This window comes from Micromonospora sp. AMSO31t (genome assembly GCF_008868175.1).
In the GTDB taxonomy this organism is placed as follows: domain Bacteria; phylum Actinomycetota; class Actinomycetes; order Mycobacteriales; family Micromonosporaceae; genus Micromonospora.
The window spans coordinates 1-2,398 of sequence record NZ_WBKT01000288.1 but is presented as its reverse complement, the minus strand read 5'-3'; the positions used below and the strand labels follow the sequence as shown (position 1 = coordinate 2,398).

2 protein-coding genes are annotated in these 2,398 nt (G+C 81.7%); one reads left to right on the top strand and one right to left on the bottom strand.

Annotated features, from left to right (window positions below; translation table 11 throughout):
• Positions 1-235: 235 nt before the first annotated feature.
• Entirely contained in the window at positions 236-514 is a 279-nt protein-coding gene (locus F8274_RS30485) for a hypothetical protein (RefSeq protein ID WP_151465835.1), read from the bottom strand.
• 334 nt (positions 515-848) lie between these two features.
• On the opposite strand from F8274_RS30485, the gene F8274_RS30480 reads away from it, so the two are divergent.
• Positions 849-2,398 (top strand): hypothetical protein (locus F8274_RS30480; RefSeq protein WP_370518296.1); only part of this gene is annotated, 1,550 nt, incomplete at its 3' end.

Sequence of the window (2,398 nt, the reverse complement as noted above, 5' to 3'; positions counted from 1 at the left end):
CGCGCGCCCGCGCGGATGACCCGCGGGACCGGCCGGTGCGCCCCGACGACGCCAGGCCGCAGCCCCAGCCCCAGCCCCAGCCCGGGACACGACCGGACCAGCGACGGGAGGCGGCCATGCCGGCCGCCCCGGCCCGACCCGGGGAGCGGCCGGACCGGCCCATGGCGCCGCCTCCGCCGCGCACCGACGATGTCCGCCAGCGGCCCGTGCCGCCGGCGCGGCCGGACGAGCGGCGTCAGCCCGCCATGCCGGCCCCGCCGACCCGGCCCGACGACGTCCGGCGGCCACCGGTGGAGCCGCCGACCCGACCGGACCCACGCCGGGCGGAGCCCGTCTCGGGCGCGCCGCTGCCGGCCACACCCGTGTCGAACGCGCCGCTGCCGGTCAGGCCCGTGTCGGACGCGCCGCTGCCGGTCAACCCGGTTCCGACCGCACCGCTGCCGGCCACGCCCGTGTCGGGCCCGCCACTGTCGGCCACGCCGGTGTCGGATGCGCCGCCGCCGGCCGCGGCCATGCCGGGCGCACCCGTTTCGGGCGCACCGCTGCCGGCCACGCCGGTGTCGGGCGCCCCGGTCGCCGACGCTCCCGTTTCCGGTACGCGCACGTCGGGGGCACCCGTCTCCGCACCGCCGGTGTCCGGCCCACCCGTCTCCGGCCCACCCGACTCCGGTGCACCGGTCCCGGTGCCTCCCCCGTCCGAGGTGCCTGCCTCGGGTGCGCCCATCTCCGGCCCGGCCGTTCCGGGTCGGCCCACCGGCCCGAGCGATCGACCGGTGCCGAGCGATCGGTTCGACCGGCCGGCGGGACCGGCTGCGGCCCCGGCCACCCATCCCGCGAAGCAGCCGGCGGTGGACGGCCGACGGAGCGACACGCCACCGCAGGCTCGGCCCCTCGACGTGCCGGCGCCGGCCGCAGCGGCCCGACCCGCACCACCCGCCTACCCCGGGCCCAAAGCTGTCCAGCCCGAGCGCACCGCCAGCCCGACCGTGCCCACCGAGGGCACCCGGGCGGGCAGCACCGCCGGTCCGGCGACGCCCGCCGAGGCCACCCGGCCGGCGGACGACGGCCGGACGACCACCCCGGCCGGAACAGGCTCGCCGCGCGCGGGCGACCGGGCGTCCACGCCGGTCGCCGGCGACGGGAACGGCGGGTTCAGCGAGGTCGCCGACCGGCCGGAGGGCCCGGCGGCGACCCGGCCGGCCGAACCGGCGGACGGTGACGCGGAGGCCTGGTTCCGGGCGGACGAGCCGGTGTCGCCGGCCGCGCCGACCGAGGCGTCCGATCCCGCGCACGCCGATGGGCCGCTGTCGTCGCCGGCAGCCGGTCCGGCCGATCCGCCGGCCGTACGGCCGGTCGACGTGCCGTCGGCCGGTCCGGCCGACGACCACAGCCACGCCGGTCCGGTGGCCGGGCAGCCCGTCGGCAGGACGCCGGCCACGCCCTCGGTCGACCACACCCCCGCCGATCAGGGCCGGCCGGTCGACGTGCGCGACGGGGCAGTTTCGTCGGCCGCGCCGATGCGGGAAGCGCCGGCCCTCGGCTCGCGGGAGGAGGACGCGGGACGCGAGGCGCCCGCGCCCCGGCCGACGCCGGAGCTGTCCGACGCGCCGCCCCAGCCCCGGGCGGCGCTGAACCCGGACACGTCCACACCCGACCAGGAGCGGCCGGCCCCGGCCGTCGACGTCCGGGCCGGGTCGGATCCGGCCGCCGCGTGGTCGCCGGAACCCGCGCCCGCCCCGGTCGGCTCGGGCACCGCCAGTCCTGCACCCGATGCCCGGCCCGTCTCCGGTCCGCCCGAGCCGGCGGCCCACGTCCCGGCGCGACCGGAACCCGCTCCCGCCGGGCCGCGGTCCGACGCGCCCGGATCCACGGCCCCGGCCACGGCGCCGTCCACGGCCACCGACCCGGCCACGACGCCGTTGGCGGCCACCGACCCGGCCACGGCGCCGTCGACGGCCACCGCCCCGGCCACGGCCCCGTCGACGGCCACTGACCGGCCCGCTCCGGCGCCATGGACGCCGCCGGTTGCCGACCCGTCCGGCGACGCCGCACCGCTCCCCGCCAGTTCCGCGTCCACCCCGGCAATTCCGCCCGCGCAGCGCCGGGACGCCGATGCTCCCGCACCCACGGACACCGGGGGCACGCCGGCGGTCCCCACGCCGCATCCGCCGACCGAGGCCGCCGTACCGGCCGAGGCCAGCCAGGACGCCGCACCCTCCCGCGTCGCCCCGGCCCCGGCGCCGCGCGCACCCGAGCAGGCCGGGATGCCGTCGGCACCCGCCCCGGACCGGGCCGGGATTCCGGCACCGGCGGAACCGGCCCAGGGCGACGCCGCACCGGCAGCCACCTCGCCGCAGGCCGCCGCGACGCCGCGGGAGCCGAGCCCCGCCACCGACCA